Origin of the sequence: Hymenobacter oligotrophus (genome assembly GCF_003574965.1) — a bacterium.
GTDB lineage: Bacteria > Bacteroidota > Bacteroidia > Cytophagales > Hymenobacteraceae > Solirubrum > Solirubrum oligotrophum.
This window is the reverse complement of the sequence record NZ_CP032319.1, coordinates 1-18,635: the sequence shown is the minus strand read 5'-3', so window position 1 is coordinate 18,635 and position 18,635 is coordinate 1. Positions and strand designations below refer to the sequence as shown.

The following is an 18,635-nucleotide window of genomic DNA, read 5'->3' as shown; positions in this document are numbered from 1 at the left end:
ACCTTGTTAAAGGCAACGGGAGGGTGTTTGCGAAGTGCCACACGGGGTGAAGCTGCTAATGGTTGTGTGGGTCGTAGCGGTCCTGAGGGCTGCGGGAAGCCCGGTGCATGACGGAACTGGAAAGACGGAAGAACTTGTAGCCGAAATAGAGCAACAGACCCCAGGTGGCCACCTGAGCCCCCCAACTCGGTGCCCAGGATGAATAGAGAAAGATAACCAGCGCGATAAGCAGCAGAATACGCATAACAGTAGGGGTTGGAGTGAGTAGTGAGCTGGTCGCTTGCCCTGCCTTCTTCTACCGGGTAAACAAGCTGGCGCTGATTTGGTGCATTTCAGCTGCTACGTAGCAAGATGCAGGGTGTTAATTAGGGGCTAACGGAAGCCGCGGGCCCGGAGTAGGTCGCTGTTGGAAAGCTTGAGCTTGATATTGCGCCCGCCTCCCTTCTCGTACACCTCGACAACCAGGTTTTTCTGGTCGGGTATGGTGAACTTCTTGAACACAAACACCTGCTGCAACTTGCCGGCCGCTTCAATCTTTTTCAGGTTGCCATTGTAGACGTAGGTGGGCGTCAGCTCAATGGCTTGCTCAGCCGTGCGCTTGGCCACCTTTTTATCCTGGATGTAAAACTTGACGAAATCCACGTCATACGTCACGTTGGAGCGGTTGCGCAGGTGCAGCGGGAAAAATAAGGTTTCCTGCTGGTAGCCCACGCTGCCCGCGCGCACGCTGAACTGGTTTTTCGTGTCGCTGGCCGCCGAGCCGCCGCGCGCCAGCGCCTGCTGGGAATATGCATCCAGGTTGCCCTGCGGAATGGGTGTGTTCGACAGGATGGCCTCGCTGCCGCTGCCGGCCTGCGCGGTGGAGTTGGCCGGCGTACTCAAATCCAGGCTCAGCACCTTGGGGTCGTGCTGGTAGTTGACGACGAACATGTACAGCTTGCCCCCGGAGGTAAGCACGGTCATGTTGGTTTCGGTCAGGCGGTTGCTGGCGGCCTTCACGCGCACGATGTTGTCGGCACCCGTGGCTTTGGCGGCCAGAATGCCCGAGTTACCCAGGTCCACGTAGGTGACTGGGTAGGGAAACACGAGGTGCGTGGTTTTCTGGTCCGAGACGTAGAGCGGGAGCACGGGCAGCTTGGCCGGGCCCGCGTTGGGCGGGCCCAGGTCCAGGCCCAGCTGGCGCGGGTTGCGCTGGTAGCCCACCACGAAGGAGTAAAGCTTGCCGCTGGCCGTCAGCACGGTCATGTTGGTTTCGCTGAAGCCGCTGCCGGCAGCCTTGACCCGCACGATGTTTTCGGAGCCTGTGGCCTTGGCCGCAATCAGCCCGGCGCTGCCCAAATCGACATAGGTGACCGGGGAGGGAAAGACCAGGTGAGTCGTTTTCTGGTCCGAAACATACAGCGGATAGGTCGACAGCTTTGCCGCGGCGGCCGGGGCGATGGGTCGGGTGCTGGCCAGCGTCGTGGATTGGGCCTGGGCAGGCATTGCGGCCAGGCTGAGGGGCAGGGTGCAGAGGGCAAGGACGATTCGCATAGCGTGGCTTATTTATCAATCTTCAACATGACCTGATAGCCAGCTTTCAGGCGTACTTTGACCAGGCGGATTTTCTTCTGACCGAGGCCCTTGACAGCGGTAACCGCAACGCCGGCCGCGGCCAGCGTGGGGTCGGCGCTCATGGTCATGGCGTCGGCGGCGTTCAGGCCATCGGCGCCGGCCTGTTTGGCTGCGTCCCGGGTAATAGCGCCCGGAATGTGCAGGCCTTCCAAACCGTCCACGTCGTAGACTTCGAGGGCCACCGGGAAGACCCGATTGCCGGTTTTCAGCGTTTCGATGCTGATGTTCAGCCGCTCCCCAGCCAGGCTGCACTTGCCGTAGATGAAGGTGTTGGCCGGCAGGGCGCGGCCGTTGACCACGGCCGACTCCGTCAGGCGCATTTTCACCAGCGAGCCGCTGACGACTTCCTGCGATTCGTGAATAACGGCCGGCAGGGTGTTGGCGTCCTCCGTGGCCGCCCGACCGTCATACAGACCCGTGAACGAGGCCGTGCGTCGTCTGCCCGCGCCGTTCGAGCCCAGCCGGGAAACGACGGCGTCGTCATCGACCACCTTGGCCCGGGTGCGGGCTTTTTTCTTGGGCTTGGCTGCCGTCGGCGCGGCCGGGCGGGCTACCCCTCCCCCGCCGCTGTTGCTTTGGGCCAGCAGCTGGGCCATCTGCAGTTGGGCGTCCTTCTCGGCCAGCTCCCGTTCGTGCTGGCTGCGCATCAGTTCCAGCTGCTCCTGAGGAGTGAGTGACCCAGGCGCCGCTGTCGTTGGGGCCACCGCCGTGCCGGGCGTGGTTCCGCCGTTCAGTTGGGCCTGCTGGGCGGCAATGAGCTGCTGCTGGGCTTCCACCACGGATTTATCTACCGACCCATTGGGGCCGGGCTTGCCGTCGGCGCCAATCGAATACGACAGGCCCGAGCCGGCCGCCGTATCGAGGCGGGCATCGACCAGACCCCGGTTGCGCAGGGTATCCACCGGGCTGGCGTAGGCTTCGAGCTTGCTGGCCGTAATGGAGCCCTTCTCGGCCGTGGGCAGGGAGGTATTGAAGCCGGACGGCACGCTCTGGGCTTCGGCGGGCGCGCCCTGGCCCCCGCCGCCCAGGTAGAACATGACAGCCAGGAAGGGGACGACCACCACCGGCAGGAAGGTGGCCATCTTGCGGGTGCGCAGAAATTGCGCGTCGTGCGGTTTGGTTTCCATCGGGTGGGGCTTAGCGGGGCTGGGTGCTGAGGTCTTCGTTGCGCAGAACCCGCCAGTTCTCCATCAGGAAGCCGTGCGGGTTGTTCTCCGAGCGCGTCACGTCGCGCAGCGAGCATTCCGAAAGGAAGTTGCGGGTGGTCACCGAGGTGGCCCGGATGACGCGCTGGTGGCCGTAGCACCGTGCTACCAACGGGCGCGAGTTGGTTATCACCACGCTGTCCACGCTCATTCCCAGGCTGATGTTGGCGGCAATCAGGTCGTTGTAGAAGCCCTTCTCCTTGAAGTTCTCGTACTGCCGCTTCGCGGAGTTGTCGGCCAGGTACAGCGCCTTGTTCACGTTGCTGTCGATGGCCTTCTGGTCGGGGTCCAGGGTGAAAAACAGCTCGTGGAAGCGCGTGACGTGGGTGCGGGCCTCCACCGGTCGGTTGGCCCGCGCATCTCGGGCGCCGGCCGTGAGCAGTTGCCCGCCTTCCAGCACGTAGATGCGGTTGGCGGCCGCGGTGGTGGTCTGAAACGCGAAGTAGGCGATGGTGCCGGCCAGCACCAGCACCGCCACAATGAAGAGCAGGGCCAGGGTCTTAACCTGCTGGAAAGCGGAATCAATGGTTTTCAGGGATGCGAACATGGCTAGGAAGGGCTAGTGGGAGATGGAGTAGCCTGAGCTTAAGCGGAGCGGCGGCCAAAGACCCGCTCCCGAAGGGCCGTGCCGGCGCGGTGGCCCAACTGCTCACCCCAGGACCGGTTGTCGGTGGCCGCTGGCCCCGTGGCGGCCGCTACGGCAGCCGGGGCCGTGCCCAGGCGAGTGGCCGTACCAGCCGCGGCGCCCGCCGTGGCGGCGGTGCCCACCAGCGCCCCCTGCATGGCGCGGGCCACGCCGCTCACGCCCGAGGCGGCCAGCATCATATCCGTGATGAAGGGAATGACCAGGTAGCCAGCAATAGCAATGCAGAGAAAAACCAAGTAGCCGAAATCGGCGGAGTCGACGCCGGCGCCGGTGTTGAGGCGGCCGATGTCAGCTTCCAGCATCATCACCTGAAACTGGCCCATGATGGCCCCGAAGATGTTGGCCACCGGTACCCACAGGCTGATGGTGACGAACTGGCCCAGCCACTTGGCAATGGAGCCGGTAAAGCCCGGGAAAATGGCAATGCCGAAGGTCAGCGGACCTAACACCGACAGCACAATGAGCAGGAAGGTGGCCAGCACGTTGACAAGCAGGCGGGCAGCAATATGAAAGAGCTCCAGGGTGTTCTTCATCCATTCCCGAAAGTCCTGTTTGACCTCGTACTTAAGTTTGTCGAAGCCCAGCGCGGCCTGCTGGCCCAGGTTGCTCATGCCCGTGGCCCCGCCCAGCTCCTCCAGCCGCTTCTCGTAGGCCTCGTCCGTGGCGAAGTACTCGTTGCCGGGCTGGCGGGCCAGCAAGGCTTTTTTTTGCTGCTGCAGCTGGTCGATGCGGGCGGTCTGGTCGGTGCGCACCGAATCGGTGCTGGTAGCCAGCGCGCCCGTGATGCCGCGCAGGCCGCCGAGCAGCTGCGGAAACAGCAGGATGGCCAGGCCAATAAGGAAGGGGCGCAGCAGCGGGTACAGGTCGATGGGCTCGGCCCGGGCAATGTGGCCCCACACCCGGGAGCTGATGAAAATCAGGGCGGCAATACCCCCCACAGCCCGGCCCAGGGTAACGAACTGCGCGACCAGCGGCAGCATTGAGTCGTAGAGCCGGCCCAGCATCTGCTCCATCTGAAGCATCTGCATGGTGATTGAGTTCATGTCCATGGCAAGCGGGAAATGCGGTGGGGAAAAGGATGCGGGGCGCTAGCGGGGGGCGTTTTCGGCCCCAATGAGGGCCAGTACCGAGGCCCGGTCCTGCCGGGCTTGCTGCTGCTGGTAGGCCACGGCCCGGCATTTATTGGTGTAGTAGGTCATCAGGTGCTGCTGCTGCTGCATCCGGTCGGCAATCCGGTTGATGAACTTCAGGCGCTGGGCGTCCGTCATCTGGGCCCGGTTGGTGGTCATGATGGTGGCCAGCTCGGTGATGAGCGACACGTTTTCCTGCAGCAGCACCTGGTACATGGCGGAGGCCTCGGTGATCTGCGCGGGCGTGAGGGCACGGGTGCGCAGCTCGGTCACGCCGCTGGAAAACTGGGTAATCATGGCCGCCTGGGCGTCGTATATTTCCCGCACCCGGCGGTAGTTGCGCACCCCGGCGCTGATTTGCAGCAGACTGCTGTACCACTGCGCGTGCAGGGCCTGGGTTTGGTCGGTGATGCCCTTGATGGCCGTGCTGAGCTGTTTGATGTCGCCGGCCAGCACCTTGGCCCGCCCCTTCAGCGTGGTCGAGACGCCCTGGTGGAGAATCTGCTTGCGCGAGATTTGCTCGGAGATGGGCGCCGATATGACCGTTTGGGCCCGCGCCGGCCGGGCCACCAGGGTCAGCAATGCCAGCAGCGCGAAAAAGGAGGTAGTTTTCATCGGCAGCGGGTGGGGTTAGCGGGCGCTGGCGCCCATGAAGGATAGCAGGGTCTGACGGTCCTGCTCGATTTGCTGGGCTGCCCGCAGCTGTAGCATGTTGCGCCGGGTGAAGTAGCTGACAAGGCCCAGTTGGTCGGTGATTTTGGCGTCCAGCTGGTCGATGAATTCCATGCGCTCGGCGTCTGTCATTTTGAGCATGGCCGGGCTGACCACGGTGCGTAGGTCGGCCACGGTATTGGCGCCCTCCCCCAGCAGCTGGGCGTACACGTTGGTCATCTGCGTGAGCTGCTGGGGTGTGATATAGGGCGAGGTGCGCAGCACGTTGATGGCGTCCGAGTACTGCTGAATAATCTGGGTTTGCTTGGCGTAAATGGAGCGCACCCGGCGGTAGTCGCGCACGGCGGCGCTGACCTTGAGCAGGCCATCGTACCACTCCTTATGCTGCTCCAGGTTCTTGCGGGCAAAGGTTTTGGTGAGTTCCTGCTCCTTCACCCCGAAGGCTACCAGCTTGTTGGCCGCGGCTTCCAGCCCCTTCATGGTTTTCTGCAGGCCGGTCTGCACCGCGCTTTGCCCTTCCAGCAGCGGTGCCGATACCACCAGTTGGGCCGAGGCCCTGGTGGCACTCAGGCCCAGCAGAGCCAGGCTGAGGAGGATGATTTTCTTCTGCATGAGCGGCGCGTTTGCGTGGTGGGAGGCTTATTGATTCCGGGTTTGCGGGTGCAGCAGGTACTTCAGGTGCCGCTCGGCGGCGAAGCGGGCCTGGCCCGTGCCGCCCTCAAAGCCCAGCAGCGTGGGCAGGGCCTGCGTGGCCGTCACGTTGGGCTCCTTCGTCAGGGCCAGCAGCATCGTGGCAACCGTCTCGCAGCGGCCCGCCAGGCCGTTCCAGGTGGCCACGTCTTCGGGCTGCACCCGGGGCAGGCCCCGCGAGCGGGCCACCGCGCGCAGCACGTAGCGGTAGCGCGCCCAGCCGCTGCGCACCACCGGGTGCTCCTTCACCGAGGCGTCCAGGTCGCTGCCCTGCCAATCCGCCACGAACTGGGCGTAGTGCCGGGCCGCCGCCTTGTCGGCTGGCTCGGCGGCGGGCAAGGCCACCAGGCTGTCGGCCAGGGCCTGCGCGGCGGCTACCTCCGCCGAGGCGGGTGCTGGGGCACCGGCCGCCGGGGCCGTCGCAGCCGGTGAATCAGCCGGGGATGTATCGGAGCCGCAGCTGCTGAGCAGGGCCAGCGGCAGGGCGAGGTGAAGCAATAGCGTGCGCATCGTTTTTTCCCTTTTGTTGATGTTTAGCCCCCTACCCTTCGCGCAGCTCGGCGGCGAAGAGCTTGATGGCTGTGGGCATGTCGCCGGTCTGGCGCAGCTTCTCGAACAGCCGTACTTTCTCGGTTTCCTCGGTGGTATAGGTCACGTATTCTTCCTTCGACACCTCGATGGCGTACACCTTCGATACCACTCCGCCCAGCGAGATGAACACCTCGGTGTAGCGGCCCCGCGCGGGCTTGTTGTCGCGGTTGATGCTTAGCACCAGGTCCTTTTCCTTGGGCGTGAGTGAGAGCAGGGCCTGAATCTCCTCGAAGCGGTTGATGAACTTGCGCTGGTCGAGCAGAATCTTGCAGTCGGAGTTGTTGATGATGGCGTCCTTGACAATCTCGTTGCCGATGATGTCGTCGATTTCCTGCGTTACCACGATGGCCTCGCCGAAGAACTTGCGCACCGTCTTGAACAGGTATTTGATGTAGGCGGCCATGCCGGGCGTGGTCAGGGCCTTCCAGGCCTCCTCAATCAAAATCATCTTTCGCACCCCCTTGAGCTTGCGCATCTTGGAGATGAAGGTTTCCATGATGATGAGCGTGACCACCGGAAACAGGATGGGGTGGTCCTTGATGTTGTCGAGCTCGAAGACGATGAACGGGGCCTGCACCAAGTCCAGCTCCTTGTCGGAGTTGAGCAGGTAGTCGTACTCTCCGCCCCGGTAGTAGGGCCCGAGCACGTAGAGGAAGTTGTCGATGTCGAAGTCCTTTTCGCGCACCTTTTCCTCTTCCAGCACCTTGCGGTAGGTGCCCTTCACGAACTCGTAGAACGTGTTGAAGCTGGGCTGAATAGCCGGGTTGGCTTCGAGCATCACGTAATACAAACTCACGGCCGTCGAGAGCGACACGTACTCGGACTGGCTGACCGCCTCGTCATCCTTTTTCCAGAGCGCCTGCAGCAGCGTTTTGATGCTTTCCTTCTTCTCCACGTCGAGCTTGCCCGAAATCAGGAAGGGGTTGAAGGCAATGGGCGCATCTTCCTCGTAAGTGAAGTACACCCCGCCCACCAGCTCGCAGAGGCCCTTGTAGGAGTTGCCGGTATCCACCAGCAGCACGTGGGCGCCCTGCTCGTAGTACTGGCGCACCATGTGGTTGGTGAAAAACGACTTACCCGAGCCCGAGGGGCCGAGCACGAACTTGTTGCGGTTGAAGATGACCTGCCGCTTCATCGGTTCATCGGAGATGTCCACCAGCACGGGCTTGCCGGTGAGGCGGTCGGAGAGCTTGATGCCCTTGGTGGCCCCGGTGGAGCGGTAGTTGGTTTCCGAGGCCCAGAAGCAGACGGCCTGCTCGATGAAGGTGTAGAAGGTCTCCTCCGAGGGGAAGTCGCCGGCGTTGCCCGGAATGCCTCCCCAGTAAAGGGCGGCAATGTCCACGGTGTTCTGCCGGGGCTTGCAGTTCATCTGATTAAAGGCGGCGTTGACCAGCTTGCGCACTTCCGCCAACTCTTCCTCGCTCCTGCCCCAGGTCAGCACGTTGCAGTGCACCCGCACCGGCCGGCGCTTATGGGTAATCAGCTCGTTGAGGAAGGCGTGGTAGTACTCCACGTTGATGGCGTTCTGCCGGGAGTAGAGTGAGAGAGAGTTGAGCCGGTCCTTCTTCTGCTCGAAGGTCTTCACCGTTTTCTGGGTGTTGTCCAGAAACACGTACTGATTCAGGATGTGGCTGGTACCCAGCAGCAGCCCCAGCGGGGCGGCAAAGGAGATGGGAAAGTCCGAGTACTGGGTGCTGTAGGCCTCGTAGCGGATGTCGGTTTCCACCGAGGTGGGCAGGTCGTCGAGGTTGGCCACCGAGAACATCTGGCAGAACTCCTGGCCCACCTTCAGCCCGTTGGTCAAATCCAGGTCCACCTGCAGAGCCTGGTCGGACAGGTCCAGCGAGAGGTACTTTTCCAGCAGCCCAGCCTTTTCCTGAGTGCCGGCCAGCTCATCGGAGGTGAGCCGGTGCGAGCGGATAAAGGGCGCGTTGGTGGGTCCCACCCCTTCCAGCGTGCGCACGAACTGGCCCACGCTGTCGAAGAAGCTTTCCAGCACCTTCGTGTCGAGCATGTCTTTGGGCACGATGTGGCGGCGGGCCAGCAGCCCCGAGGTGCTGCCCCAGTTAGGCCGCTCCGACGAGGTTTTGGTGATGTAGAGGTAGCAGAAGTGGTTGAGGAACGGCCGCTCGTTGAAGTGCCGCTCGTAAGCCGCGGAGAGCAGCGTGCGCTCGGCTTCGAAGCCGGGCGCGTACTTATCTTCCACGTACCAGTCCTGCTTGTGCACCACGCAGTGGTCGGGCAACAGGCGCACGGCCTTCACGAAGGCGGCTTGCAGCTGGGCGTAGTCCTCGCGCGAGAGGGTGAAGATTTCCGGCAGCTCCAGCCGGAAGGCCACCGTCACGTCCGCGTTTTTCGAGACGAGGCAATCCTTCTCCACCTTGTAGATGGGCTGCTTGGATTCCAAGGAAACGGAGGGCAGAACCTTGTTGCTCATAGGCGTGAAAGCACCCGCGCCGGCCGCTACGCGCGGCCGGGCGGGTCCTCGTTGAGGCGTTGGAAAAGGCGGCTGTGCCGGTTGGTGATGTAGCGGGGCGAGGAGCGGCGGGCGGCGGCTTTCATCAGCCCATGCTCGCCGAAGCGGCGGTTCAGGGCAAACACCCCGGCCCACATGCCGCCCCCGGCCAGAAAGGTGAGCAGCACGGTGAGTGCCAGCGGCACGCCGGCCAGGTAGCAGGTCACGAACAGGGCAAACACTAGCCCGATGCCGGCCACCAGGAAGTAAATGTTGCTGCCCACCAGCCCCTTGAATTCGACGGGCTTGTTGATGCCCCGGTTCAGGTCGTAGACGGGCATGGCTTATGAGCTTACAGGAAGAACGAGCGCACCACCGTGGCCACGATGACCAGGAAAATCATCGAGCCAAACCACGACACGGCCGTTTTCTGGGTGTCCTGGTCGCCGGAGTTCCACTTGCTGTACACCTTAATGGCGCCCACCAGGCCCAGCACCGCCCCGATGGCGTACATGAGCTTGGTGAGCGGGTCGAAGTAGCTGGTAACCTGAGTAGTGGCATCCTGGATGCCGGCCGTGCCGTTGCCGCCCCCGGTTTGGGCGTAGAGCAGGTGCGAGCTAAGGAGCAGGGCCAGAACGGCCAGTGAGGTACTAAAACGCTTCTGGTTCATACGAATGGGAAAGAATGAGACGTGGGTAGGGGCGGGGCGGGCACTACAGCTCGTCGGCTCCGAACAGGGCGGCCAGCTCGGCCTGGTATTCTTCCAGGTGCTGGGCCATTTGCTCAGCCAGGCAGCTGCCCTGCAGGCCGGCCGGGGCGGGCGGGTTCTGGCCCGCCTGCAGCAGGGCGATGTACTCGCTGACCGATTCGGCGGCCACCAGCTGCGGTGCGGGCCCGGCGGTGATGATGTCCAGCGGGGAGGCCACCGGCTCCTCGAATGAAGCCAGGGGCTCGTAGCTCACCGGCAGCTGCTGCTGGAGCGCGGGCTCGGCGTCGAGGAGCTCGGTGGGTTGGTCAGCTGCCGCTGCCGGGTCCGCCTCGGCATGGGCTTCGCGCCGCACCAGCTCGGCCAGGCGCTCATCAGCCTGGTCGGGGGCTTCGGTGCGGATTTGGTCCTGGGCTGCGGCCTGCTCCTCGGCCGAGGCCGAAGCGGCATCCATCGGCGCGCTGTCGTCGGCGCTCTGGTCCTGGCCGGTAGCCGTGGCGGTGGAGGCGGGCAACTGGCCTTCTACTACCGCTTCAGTGGTAGGGGGCAGGTTCTCGGCGGCGCCCTCCTCCTCTGCCGCAGCTTCCGGTGCTGCCTCGGCGGCGGCCGGCTGTGGTGGCGTAAAGGCTGAGGTCGGGCGCACCAGGGCAGGCGGCGCCGTGGTGGGGGCCGGGGTACTGCCCCCGCCGCGCTTACCGAGCGAGAGCAGCGGGGCGAGTTCGGCGCGGTAGTAGAGTAATCCGACTACCAGGTAGTAGAGCAGAACCACGACCAGCATAAACAGGCCAAACTGGCTCCAGGAATAAGCACTGAGCATCGGCAGGAATCAAGCGTGGCACCCCGGGTCGGCCGACCTGAGCGTGGACGTGCCAAACCAGGCAGGTTTGACTTGTGCAAACCTATCCGGCCCTGAAACCCGATTAGTAGAAAGTTGACGAACGGTTAAAATCGGGTGGTGAGGTGCACCGACTCCACACGAATAGCAGCTGAGTAGAACCCATAAAGCGGCTCCTAAACCTGAAATGAGCTTTGTGTCCTGGATTACGTCTTGTCAGCAGCGGGCAGTCAATTGCTGTTCAGCCGACATGCAGGACGCCGCAAGCGGAGAATTGAAAAAGAAAATTCTGCCTGAGACGTAAACATACGTCATATAATGTCGTATAATTGCGACATACTACATAGTTGCCATGACGTACGCCAAGACCGCCGCTTTCACTGAGGAGCAACAGCAACTCGCCCGCGTAGCCAAAGCGCTGGCCCATCCGGCCCGGGTGGCCATCATTCAGCTGCTGGCGTCGAAGAAGACCTGCATTTCCGGCGACATCGCCGCCGAGCTGCCGCTCTCCCGCACGACCGTCTCGCAGCACCTGCAGGAGCTGAAGGCGCTGGACCTGATTCGCGGGGAGATTGATGGGCTGACCGTCTGCTACTGCCTGAACACGGAACTGCTGCGCCAGGTGCACCAGCAGTTCACGGCCTTCTTCGTCGAATCGACCGCCAACGAGGCCTGCGCCCCCGGTGGCTCCTGCTGCTAATTCATTTCACCCTTTCAATTCGCCTATCGCATGGAAACGTCTGTATTTCCCCGGATGCACGTCTCGCTGTACGTCTCCGACCTAACCGCCACGGTGAACTTCTACACGGCCTTCTTCGGACAGCCGGCTACCAAGATAAAGCCTGGCTACGCGAAGTACGTGCTCGACAAGCCCTCGCTGATCATCTCCTTTGTGCAGAACCCCGAGCGCGTGGCCAGCAACTTCGGGCACCTGGGTTTCCAGGTCGAGACGGTGCAGGAAATGGAGCAGCGCCTGGAGGTAGCGCGCAGGGCCGGCCTGGTAGCCCGCGAAGAAATGGGCACCAGTTGCTGCTACGCCAAGCAGGATAAGTTCTGGGTCAACGACCCGGACGGCGTGGAGTGGGAAGTGTACTACTTCCACGAAGACGCCGAGTTCAACGACCCGCGCTACCAGGCCGAGTACGACCAGGCCAGCGGCAACAGCCAGTGCTGCATCGCGCCCGCTGCTCAGCAGGCGCCGCTAGCCGCTGAAATGCTGACGACCGCGCCGATGGCCTTTACCCTGGTCGATGCTACGCCGGCTACCCCGGCCGCCAACGCCTGCACGCCCGGCGGCGGGTGCTGCTAGGTGCTGCTACTCGCCTTCTGCGCTTCTTCCCCCTTCTCATCAACTAACCATGACCCTGCAGCCCTTCGCGCCGGCGCACTGGCCGGCCGCCAAAGCCATTTACGAAGCCGGCATTGCGACCGGCAACGCTACGTTTGCCACGTCGGCTCCCAGCTGGGAAGAATGGGACCGAGGACACCTGCCGCACAGCCGCCTCGTCGCCCTCGATGACAACGGACAGGTACTCGGCTGGGCGGCTCTCTCCCCCGTGTCGAGCCGCTGCGTGTACGGCGGTGTGGGCGAGGTGAGCGTGTACGTAGCTGACGCGGCCCGGGGCCGGGGCGTCGGGCGGCAGCTCCTGGCAGCGTTGGTACGCGAGTCGGAGCAGCACGACATGTGGACGCTGCAGGCCGGCATCTTCCCCGAGAACGAGACCAGCGTCCGCCTGCACGAAGCCACCGGTTTCCGGCTAGTCGGACGCCGCGAACGAATCGGGAAGATGGGTGGTCAGTGGCGCGACACGCTTTTGCTGGAGCGTCGCAGTGCCGAAGTGGGGCTGACTTAACCGCCATGACAAATCTTCCCCCTACGGCGTCGGCAGTGGCCGTTGCCCGCAAGAAGCTTTCCGGCCTCGACCAGGGCCTGACCCTGTGGATCTTCCTGGCCATGGGCGCCGGCGTGGCGCTGGGCTACTTCGTGCCCGGCGTGGAGCAAGCCATCAACTATTTCTCGGTAGGCACTGTGAACGTGCCGCTGGCCGTGGGACTCATCCTGATGATGTACCCGCCGCTGGCCAAGGTCCGGTACGAGCAGCTGCCCAAGGTCTTCCGCAACACGCGCATCATCGGCCTCTCGCTGCTGCTGAACTGGGTGGTCGGCCCGCTGCTGATGTTCCTGCTGGCTATCTGGCTGCTGCCCGACAAACCGGAGTACATGATGGGGCTCATCCTCATCGGCATTGCGCGCTGCATTGCCATGGTGCTCGTATGGAATGACCTGGCCGATGGCAGCCGCGAGTACGCCGCCGGGCTGGTGGCCCTGAACTCGATTTTCCAGGTACTGTTCTACTCGGTGCTGGCGTGGCTGTTCATCACGGTGCTGCCGCCCTACTTCGGTCTAAAGGGGTACGCGGTGAACATCGGTATTGGTGACATTGCCCAGAGCGTGCTCGTGTACCTGGGCATCCCGTTCGCCGGCGGTTTTCTCTCACGCCTGGTGCTTCGCCGGCTAAAGGGCGACGCGTGGTACGAGCGGGTGTTCCTGCCGGCCATTAGCCCCATCACGCTGGTGGCGCTGCTGCTTACTATCGTGGTGATGTTCAGCCTGAAGGGCGAGCTGATCGTGCGCATCCCCTTCGACGTGCTGCGCATTGCCTTGCCGCTGGCCCTGTACTTCGGCATCATGTTCGTGCTCAGCTTCGTGGCCGGCAAGTACCTCGGGGCGAGCTACGCCGAAAACACGAGCATTGCCTTCACCGCGACCGGCAACAACTTTGAGCTGGCCATTGCGGTGGCCATCGGGGTGTTTGGCTTGAACTCCGGCCAGGCGTTTGCCGGCGTTATTGGGCCCCTCATTGAGGTGCCCGCGCTCATTGCGCTGGTCAATCTGGCCTTCTGGTTTCGCCGCCGCTACTACGGCGACTCGGCACCCTCCCCCCGCTAATCACTTCCGCTGCCCATGTCTGACAAGAAAAATGTGCTGGTGCTGTGCACCGGTAACTCCTGCCGCAGCCAGCTGCTGCACGGCTACCTGAACCAGCTGCTCGGCGACGCGGCCAACGTGTACTCGGCCGGCGTTGAAACCCACGGGCTGAACCCGCAGGCCGTGCAGGTCATGCGCGAGGACGGCGTGGACATCTCGCACCACACCAGCAACCACGTCGACGAGTATGCCCACGTGCCCTTCGACTACGTCCTGACTGTCTGCGACCACGCCAACGAGGTCTGCCCGGTATTTCCCTCAACGGCCAGGAAGCTGCACCATAACTTTCCCGACCCAGCCAAAGCCACAGGCACGGAAGAAGAGGTGCTGCAGCAGTTCCGCGCCGTACGCGACCAGGTGAAAGCCTACGCGCAGGAGTTTGTACAGCGGGAGTTTGTCCCGGCCGAATAACGCCCTCCCTACGTATGCAGCCTGCTTCGGTAGACGTGTTGGTGATTGGGGCCGGCCAAAGCGGCCTGGCGCTCGGCTATTTCCTGCGCCGCTCGGGCTTGTCCTACGTGCTACTGGACGAACAACCGGCCCCGGGCGGGGCCTGGCAGCACGGGTGGGATTCGCTTCGGCTCTTCTCCCGGCCGACGCCAGCTCGCTGCCTGGTTGGCTCATGCCCCGGCCTGCCGACGCCACGTACCCCACGCGCGACGCCGCGGTCGACTACCTGCATCACTATGAACAGCGCTACCAGTTACCCGTGGAGCGCCCGGTGCGGGTAGAAAGCGTGCAGCCGCTACCCAGCGGCTTCCTTGTGCGTACTGACCAGGGTGAGTGGCAAGCCCGCGCCGTGGTCAGCGCAACGGGTACCTGGAGCCAACCCTTTCGGCCGGCTTATCCGGGGCAGGCCGACTTCCAGGGCACCCAACTGCACTCCGCCGAGTACCGTAACGCCGCTCCCTTTGCCGGGCAGCAGGTACTGATCGTGGGCGGTGGCAATTCCGGGGCGCAGATTCTGGCCGATGTCTCGCGCGTTGCCCACACGACCTGGGTGACGGAGCAGGAGCCACGCTTCCTGCCCGATCACGTGGACGGCCGGGTACTCTTTACCCAGGCTACCCAACGCTACCACGCTGGCCACACCGCGCCCGCCGCTTCGCTGGGCGACATTGTCATGGTGGACACCGTAAAAGATGCCCGCCGGCGCGGGGTACTGCACAGCGTCCGCCCTTTCGAGCGCTTCACCCCGACCGGCGTGCGGTGGCCCGACGGGCGTGAGCAGCCGGCGGATGCCGTGATTTGGTGCACCGGCTTCCGGCCGGCCCTTGGCCACCTGCGGCCGCTTGGCGTGGTGCAGCCCGATGGCCGCGTAGCCACCGAAGGCACCCGCGCTACCGTTGTGCCCGGCCTGTGGCTGGTCGGCTACGGCAGCTGGACGGGCTTTGCTTCGGCGACTCTCATCGGCGTGGGACGCTCGGCCAAGAGCACCGTTTCCGAAATACAAGCTTATCTCGGCTTAACCGACTAAGTGAATGCGGTTCTTGAGCTCATCCTTGCAGGAGCGGCTCACCGGCACGTATTCGCTGCCCAGCAGCACACTACTTTCCTCGTAGGCCTGCACGTGGTCCAGGTTTACGATGTGGGAGCGGTGGGTCTTGAAAAACTGGTCGGGCAGCTTCTGTTCCAGCTCCTTGAGGGTGGAGTCAAATACAAACCGCTCCCGCACCGTGTGCAGGCGCACGTAGTTCTGCAGGGCCTCGAAGTAGAGAATGTCGCTGAGCAGCACCTTCACGTGGCCCGAGCCTTTGCGCACGAACAGGTAGTCCTTGAACTTGGGACAGCGCTCGGCGGACCCCAGTACCTCCGTGCCGGCGTCGGCCGTGTCCAGCACCGGCCCCACCGGCCCGGCCTGGTAGGCGTTGAAGAGGGCCAGCTCAATCTGCACCCGCAGCGAATCATCGGTGAATGGCTTAACCAAGAAACCGTAGGGCTGGGCCAGCTTGGCGCGGTTCAGGGTGGCCGAATCGGAGCGGGCCGTCAGAAACACCACCGGCACGGCAAACTGCCGCCGTACAAGCAGCGCGGCCGCAATGCCGTCGCAGTCGCCGGCAATGTTGATGTCCATCAGCACCAGCTCCACGGGCTGGGTGGCGAGCACACTCAGCGCCTCGTCGCTGTTGTCCACGGGTGGCAGGGGTGTGTGGCCCAGCCGGACCAGGGCGCGTTCAATCTCGGCGGCAATCAGCAGTTCGTCTTCAACAATGAGGATGGTAGCCATAGAGTGGAATAAGGGACGAGGCGACGGGCCGGCGTCAAACGCTGGCCACGATTACCTGGGTGCCCGTGGGAAGAAGAGGAGCGGTCGACACGCTGGCTTTTAGCTGTCGAGCTAGGGTATTAACCAACTGCAAGCCCAGCGAATGAGTTTCGGGCGCCGTTTCGGCCGCTGGTAAGCCCACCCCGTCATCCTGTACCGTGAGCAGGAAGCCGGCAGCGGTCTGTTCCAGCGCCACGTGCAGATTGCCACGGTCCCGGTCCCGGAATGCGTGCTTGTAGGCGTTGGTCACTAACTCATTCACTACCAAACCCAGGGCGCTGGCTTCTTTGGGGTCCATGACCAGCGGAGCCAGGCTGCTACTTAGTTGGATGCGCTGCTGAGGCGTGGTAAGCGAGCGGTGCAGGGATTCCAGCAACTCGCCCAGGTACTCATTCATGCGCACCTGCGAGAGGTTGTCGGCCCGGTACAGAAACTCGTGCACCAGGGCCATACTCTGGATACGCGCCTGCGAGCTGGCCAGGGCCTGCTGGAGCAAAGGGTCGGGCAGGGTGCTGCGCTGCCAGGCCAGCAGGCTGCTGACCAACTGCAGGTTGTTCTTGACGCGGTGATGAATTTCCTGCAGCAACACTTCCTTCTCGGCCACGGCCCGGCAGTTGGCCTGGTTGGCCAGGGCCAGCAGGGCCTTCTGCCGCCGCAGCCGCCAGTACAGGCCCCCACCCACGCCCACAGTCGTGGCAAGGCCGCCCAGCAGCAGCCAGAGCGAGTGCAGCTGGGCCCGCTGGCTACGCTGCTCAAACTCGGCCGCCTTTTTCTGCTCGGTGAGCAGCTGCACGTCGTAGCGCACCTGCAGCTGGGCCAGGGCGCGGGCCTTGTTGCCGTTGAAGAGGGAGTCGCGCAAATCCTCGGCCCGGGCGTCGAGCTCATCCGCACGAGCGGGACGCTTCTGGTCAGCATAGGCCCAGGCCAGACTGGAGAGGGCATCCGCTTCGTACTCGGGCATTTTCTCCGCGCGGGCCAGGGCTAAGGCCAGCTCCGCCGTCCGCTGGGCGGCCCGGGGCCGGCCCTGCAGGCGGTACACCCGCGCCAGCGAAAGCGCCGAACTAGCTGCCTGTGGCTGGTAGCGGTAGCGCTGCATGATGCGCAGGGCCCGCTGCATGTTCGTGGCCGCAGCCGCCAGGCTGGCCCGCGAGCGGGGCGTCAGCTTGGCGTACACCTCGCCCCGAAACTGGTACACGTAGCCCAGGCCCCGGGCGTCGGCCGCCCGCTGCATGTAGGGCAGGGCCCGCGTGACGTAGTGGAGCACGGAGTCGTAGCGCTGCAGCACGAGGAAGGTATTGGCCAGGTTCAGCAGCAGGCCACCCCGCTCGCGAGGCCCTACCGAGGGGGTAGCCGCCTGCTGCCGATACGCCTGGCGCAGGTAGCGCAGGCCACCGGCCGCGTCCTTGGTATCCACGGCTACCAGGCCCAGGCACTGGGTGAAGCGCCACTGGTCGCGGGGCCGGTGCGCGCGGGTGAGCTCCACCCCCTGCTGGCTGTAGTGCATGGCGGCCACGTAGTCGGCGGCCCGCTCGCAGTTTACCACCAGCTGATACAGGGCGTCGGCTGCCCCCGACCAGTCAAACCGGCGGCGAGCAAACGTTACTGCCTGCTCCCCTACCCGGCGACCTTCGGTCACATCCTGGGCAAATAGCTTATCGCTTAAAGCCAGCAGCGCCTGAAAGCGAGTTGAGTCCGGCAGCGGGGCGTGGCGCACCAAGGCCCGCAGCGAGTCGATGGTCTGCGGCGTCCTGGGCGTCCTAGTGGAGGATGGCGTCCGGTTGTTGGCCCGGGCACCAAGGCTGATGAGTAGCAGGCCGAGCACGGCCCAGATAGCACCGCCCTTCACGCGGTAACGAATTGTAGGTAAGGTAGTAATGGATATAAGGTTTGTGTAGACATAGCGGGGTGGTAGTAGAGCCTCTCCCCTCCCCCACTGTTGAGTGGAGTATTGGGAAAAAGCCAGAGCGGGAAACGGAACGGCCAGCTCAACCACAGAAGGTGAGCCGGCCGCTATACGTATGGAATAGCCCTGGGATACCAGCGCTGCCCTATTTTTTGGGTGACATCATCTGGCGAATCTGCTTTTTCATTGCTTTCTGCAGCTGCGCTTCGTGCTCTTCTCGAAAGCGGCTGAGGATGTTATGAATGATATCCGGGGCCGACGCCCCCCCGCCCAGGATAAAGCCGAGCTGGGTGAAATACTGCTGGTGGTCGGCCGTGATGCGCAGGGTGGTCGTCTTCTTCTCCGCCGAAGGCACGAACAGCTGCGCCAGGTCAAGCTCCCCACCCGCCGCGACCGGCGGGGCAACGGGCAACTCCTCCTCGGCTTCCTCCCCATCTTCCTCTTCCGGCGCGCTGGCCGGAGCCGACAAAGGCAGTGGCGCAGGGGCAGCCGAGCGGGGCTCCTCCCCTACCGGTGACGGCGCCACTGCGGGTTCTACCGCCTGAACGGGTGCCACGGGTACGGCCGCCACTTCTGACGCAGGCGTCGCCTTTTTTCCCTCTGGTTCCTTTACCGCAGCGGGCGGAGCGACTTCAGCCGCGGAAGGCGTCGACGGCGCGGCAGGTGTCTCCGCAACTGCAGGTGCGGGTGCTTCAACGGGCGCCGGTGCCGGCGCCACTGGCCGGGGGGCGTCGCCCATCAAGCTGAAAGCAGCAACGCCCGAGGTGAGGGCGGCAAGTTCACGCTGGCGCCGCTCGGCCGCGGCTTCTTTGGTTTCGGTGGTTTTCTTGGTCATGGGAGCGGGCGTTATTTAGCGTTGTCGTCGAGGGTTTCAATGGCAGCGGGGGCCGGCTGCTCAAATTCCGTGGGCGTGAAGTCGATGGTCTTGCCCGA

The 18,635-nt window shown here is 63.8% G+C and carries 20 protein-coding genes and 1 pseudogene; 6 read left to right on the top strand and 15 right to left on the bottom strand.

Going from position 1 to position 18,635, the window contains the following annotated elements; translation table 11 throughout:
• Positions 1-55 precede the first annotated feature (55 nt).
• From D3Y59_RS17965 to D3Y59_RS17910, 12 genes are all read right to left on the bottom strand, one after another.
• Complete coding sequence (locus D3Y59_RS17965; RefSeq protein ID WP_119446597.1) at positions 56-244, bottom strand: hypothetical protein; 189 nt, start codon at positions 242-244, stop codon at positions 56-58.
• Between the two features lie 128 nt (positions 245-372).
• Positions 373-1,533, bottom strand: a complete 1,161-nt coding sequence (traN, locus tag D3Y59_RS17960; RefSeq protein ID WP_119446596.1) for a conjugative transposon protein TraN — start codon at positions 1,531-1,533, stop codon at positions 373-375.
• An 8-nt stretch (positions 1,534-1,541) separates the two neighbouring features.
• A complete protein-coding gene (gene traM, locus D3Y59_RS17955) occupies positions 1,542-2,741 on the bottom strand; it encodes a conjugative transposon protein TraM (protein ID WP_119446595.1) in 1,200 nt (399 codons plus the stop codon).
• 10 nt (positions 2,742-2,751) lie between these two features.
• A complete protein-coding gene (gene traK, locus D3Y59_RS17950) occupies positions 2,752-3,366 on the bottom strand; it encodes a conjugative transposon protein TraK (protein ID WP_119446594.1) in 615 nt (204 codons plus the stop codon).
• Between the two features lie 38 nt (positions 3,367-3,404).
• Positions 3,405-4,514: a hypothetical protein gene (locus D3Y59_RS17945; protein ID WP_119446593.1), complete on the bottom strand. Its 1,110-nt coding sequence runs from the start codon at positions 4,512-4,514 to the stop codon at positions 3,405-3,407.
• Positions 4,515-4,553: 39 nt separating this feature from the next.
• Positions 4,554-5,210 (bottom strand): hypothetical protein, encoded by a 657-nt coding sequence (locus tag D3Y59_RS17940; protein ID WP_119446592.1) that lies wholly within the window; start codon positions 5,208-5,210, stop codon positions 4,554-4,556.
• Positions 5,211-5,225: 15 nt separating this feature from the next.
• Positions 5,226-5,879, bottom strand: coding sequence for a hypothetical protein (locus D3Y59_RS17935; RefSeq protein ID WP_119446591.1), 654 nt, complete (start codon positions 5,877-5,879; stop codon positions 5,226-5,228).
• 27 nt (positions 5,880-5,906) lie between these two features.
• Positions 5,907-6,455 (bottom strand): hypothetical protein, encoded by a 549-nt coding sequence (locus D3Y59_RS18485; RefSeq protein WP_205590909.1) that lies wholly within the window; start codon positions 6,453-6,455, stop codon positions 5,907-5,909.
• Positions 6,456-6,498: 43 nt separating this feature from the next.
• Positions 6,499-8,985, bottom strand: coding sequence for a TraG family conjugative transposon ATPase (locus D3Y59_RS17925; RefSeq protein ID WP_119446590.1), 2,487 nt, complete (start codon positions 8,983-8,985; stop codon positions 6,499-6,501).
• A gap of 26 nt (positions 8,986-9,011) precedes the next feature.
• Complete coding sequence (locus D3Y59_RS17920; protein ID WP_119446589.1) at positions 9,012-9,344, bottom strand: DUF4133 domain-containing protein; 333 nt, start codon at positions 9,342-9,344, stop codon at positions 9,012-9,014.
• An 11-nt stretch (positions 9,345-9,355) separates the two neighbouring features.
• Entirely contained in the window at positions 9,356-9,673 is a 318-nt protein-coding gene (locus D3Y59_RS17915) for a DUF4134 domain-containing protein (RefSeq protein ID WP_119446588.1), read from the bottom strand.
• Between the two features lie 43 nt (positions 9,674-9,716).
• Positions 9,717-10,526 carry a hypothetical protein gene (locus D3Y59_RS17910; RefSeq protein WP_119446587.1) on the bottom strand — a complete coding sequence of 270 codons (810 nt, stop codon included), beginning with the start codon at positions 10,524-10,526 and terminating at the stop codon, positions 9,717-9,719.
• A gap of 370 nt (positions 10,527-10,896) precedes the next feature.
• Here D3Y59_RS17910 and D3Y59_RS17905 point away from each other — a divergent pair, with 370 nt between their 5' ends.
• The 6 genes and pseudogenes from D3Y59_RS17905 (at position 10,897) to D3Y59_RS17880 (ending at position 15,010) form a co-directional block, all read left to right on the top strand.
• Positions 10,897-11,244 (top strand): ArsR/SmtB family transcription factor, encoded by a 348-nt coding sequence (locus D3Y59_RS17905; RefSeq protein WP_119446586.1) that lies wholly within the window; start codon positions 10,897-10,899, stop codon positions 11,242-11,244.
• Between the two features lie 30 nt (positions 11,245-11,274).
• Complete coding sequence (locus D3Y59_RS17900; protein WP_119446585.1) at positions 11,275-11,853, top strand: ArsI/CadI family heavy metal resistance metalloenzyme; 579 nt, start codon at positions 11,275-11,277, stop codon at positions 11,851-11,853.
• Complete coding sequence (locus D3Y59_RS17895) at positions 11,795-12,397, top strand: GNAT family N-acetyltransferase (protein WP_394340472.1); 603 nt, start codon at positions 11,795-11,797, stop codon at positions 12,395-12,397. The genes D3Y59_RS17900 and D3Y59_RS17895 overlap by 59 nt, the downstream gene beginning before the upstream one ends.
• A 5-nt stretch (positions 12,398-12,402) precedes the next feature.
• On the top strand, positions 12,403-13,494 hold the full coding sequence (gene arsB / locus D3Y59_RS17890; protein WP_119446583.1) for an ACR3 family arsenite efflux transporter: 1,092 nt from the start codon (positions 12,403-12,405) through the stop codon (positions 13,492-13,494).
• A gap of 15 nt (positions 13,495-13,509) precedes the next feature.
• On the top strand, positions 13,510-13,944 hold the full coding sequence (locus D3Y59_RS17885) for an arsenate reductase ArsC (protein ID WP_119446582.1): 435 nt from the start codon (positions 13,510-13,512) through the stop codon (positions 13,942-13,944).
• 14 nt (positions 13,945-13,958) lie between these two features.
• Positions 13,959-15,010, top strand: a pseudogene (locus D3Y59_RS17880) (ArsO family NAD(P)H-dependent flavin-containing monooxygenase).
• On the opposite strand, the gene D3Y59_RS17875 reads toward D3Y59_RS17880, so the two are convergent.
• The 3 genes from D3Y59_RS17875 to D3Y59_RS17865 all read right to left on the bottom strand — a co-directional run bounded on the left by D3Y59_RS17875 (position 14,999) and on the right by D3Y59_RS17865 (position 18,537).
• Positions 14,999-15,760, bottom strand: a complete 762-nt coding sequence (locus D3Y59_RS17875) for a LytR/AlgR family response regulator transcription factor (protein WP_119446581.1) — start codon at positions 15,758-15,760, stop codon at positions 14,999-15,001. The pseudogene D3Y59_RS17880 and the gene D3Y59_RS17875 overlap by 12 nt on opposite strands.
• 34 nt (positions 15,761-15,794) lie before the next feature.
• Positions 15,795-17,645, bottom strand: a complete 1,851-nt coding sequence (locus D3Y59_RS17870; protein ID WP_119446580.1) for a sensor histidine kinase — start codon at positions 17,643-17,645, stop codon at positions 15,795-15,797.
• A gap of 202 nt (positions 17,646-17,847) precedes the next feature.
• Positions 17,848-18,537: a hypothetical protein gene (locus D3Y59_RS17865; protein WP_119446579.1), complete on the bottom strand. Its 690-nt coding sequence runs from the start codon at positions 18,535-18,537 to the stop codon at positions 17,848-17,850.
• Positions 18,538-18,635 lie beyond the last annotated feature (98 nt).

Coding starts and splice junctions, on each gene's coding strand:
- D3Y59_RS17965 (WP_119446597.1), bottom strand. CDS start 244: ATGCGTATTCTGCTGCTTATCGCGCTGGTTATCTTTCTCTATTCATCC.
- traN (WP_119446596.1), bottom strand. CDS start 1,533: ATGCGAATCGTCCTTGCCCTCTGCACCCTGCCCCTCAGCCTGGCCGCA.
- traM (WP_119446595.1), bottom strand. CDS start 2,741: ATGGAAACCAAACCGCACGACGCGCAATTTCTGCGCACCCGCAAGATG.
- traK (WP_119446594.1), bottom strand. CDS start 3,366: ATGTTCGCATCCCTGAAAACCATTGATTCCGCTTTCCAGCAGGTTAAG.
- D3Y59_RS17945 (WP_119446593.1), bottom strand. CDS start 4,514: ATGGACATGAACTCAATCACCATGCAGATGCTTCAGATGGAGCAGATG.
- D3Y59_RS17940 (WP_119446592.1), bottom strand. CDS start 5,210: ATGAAAACTACCTCCTTTTTCGCGCTGCTGGCATTGCTGACCCTGGTG.
- D3Y59_RS17935 (WP_119446591.1), bottom strand. CDS start 5,879: ATGCAGAAGAAAATCATCCTCCTCAGCCTGGCTCTGCTGGGCCTGAGT.
- D3Y59_RS17925 (WP_119446590.1), bottom strand. CDS start 8,985: ATGAGCAACAAGGTTCTGCCCTCCGTTTCCTTGGAATCCAAGCAGCCC.
- D3Y59_RS17920 (WP_119446589.1), bottom strand. CDS start 9,344: ATGCCCGTCTACGACCTGAACCGGGGCATCAACAAGCCCGTCGAATTC.
- D3Y59_RS17915 (WP_119446588.1), bottom strand. CDS start 9,673: ATGAACCAGAAGCGTTTTAGTACCTCACTGGCCGTTCTGGCCCTGCTC.
- D3Y59_RS17910 (WP_119446587.1), bottom strand. CDS start 10,526: ATGCTCAGTGCTTATTCCTGGAGCCAGTTTGGCCTGTTTATGCTGGTC.
- D3Y59_RS17905 (WP_119446586.1), top strand. CDS start 10,897: ATGACGTACGCCAAGACCGCCGCTTTCACTGAGGAGCAACAGCAACTC.
- D3Y59_RS17900 (WP_119446585.1), top strand. CDS start 11,275: ATGGAAACGTCTGTATTTCCCCGGATGCACGTCTCGCTGTACGTCTCC.
- D3Y59_RS17895 (WP_394340472.1), top strand. CDS start 11,795: ATGCTACGCCGGCTACCCCGGCCGCCAACGCCTGCACGCCCGGCGGCG.
- arsB (WP_119446583.1), top strand. CDS start 12,403: ATGACAAATCTTCCCCCTACGGCGTCGGCAGTGGCCGTTGCCCGCAAG.
- D3Y59_RS17885 (WP_119446582.1), top strand. CDS start 13,510: ATGTCTGACAAGAAAAATGTGCTGGTGCTGTGCACCGGTAACTCCTGC.
- D3Y59_RS17875 (WP_119446581.1), bottom strand. CDS start 15,760: ATGGCTACCATCCTCATTGTTGAAGACGAACTGCTGATTGCCGCCGAG.
- D3Y59_RS17865 (WP_119446579.1), bottom strand. CDS start 18,537: ATGACCAAGAAAACCACCGAAACCAAAGAAGCCGCGGCCGAGCGGCGC.